Genomic DNA, 507 nt, shown 5'->3' on the forward strand with positions numbered 1-507 from the left:
AAATTCGTCGTTTTCAGAATTGCGTGATGAATTCAGATTTCACCAACCTCTTGACAGATATTTAGCCGGAGAAGTTCATCAGCAGGATCTCCCTGATCGGGTGCATCGAAACGCAGCCTATGCATTCGCCGATTGGCTGAAAGAGCACCTCGAGTCCAAGTGGGATATCCCAATTATTGATTTATCCTTCCGGTTGGGAGATGATCTTGGCCTCGTGAATCCGGACGTGGCACTGTTAGCAGCAAGTACGGTTCCAGAATCCGAATTGGCAGAAGTCGAAGGCGAACCTGACGCGCAATTCGATCTGTATTGCGAGGTGGTTGACAAGCACTCAAACTTCGATACCCAGTATGTTTTCAGCGAAGAGATGACTACCATAGATACGGCAGAACTAATGTCTGCGGAGGAGTATGTGAGGCGGTCGCGAGAACACGCTCTAAAGTCTAATATAGACAAAAGAAATTACGCTGGTGTGCCGGTTCGAGCTACATCCTACCCGGGTACAGA

At 48.3% G+C, this 507-nt stretch carries 1 protein-coding gene; it reads left to right on the forward strand.

Annotation, left to right across the window (positions count from 1 at the left end):
- Nucleotides 1-19 precede the first annotated feature (19 nt).
- A partial coding sequence (locus tag DVK01_RS22725) for a hypothetical protein (protein ID WP_233562842.1) occupies nt 20-507 on the forward strand: 488 nt, incomplete at its 3' end.

Origin of the sequence: Haloarcula sp. Atlit-120R, from assembly GCF_003665885.1 — an archaeon.
Taxonomy (GTDB): domain Archaea; phylum Halobacteriota; class Halobacteria; order Halobacteriales; family Haloarculaceae; genus Haloarcula; species Haloarcula taiwanensis.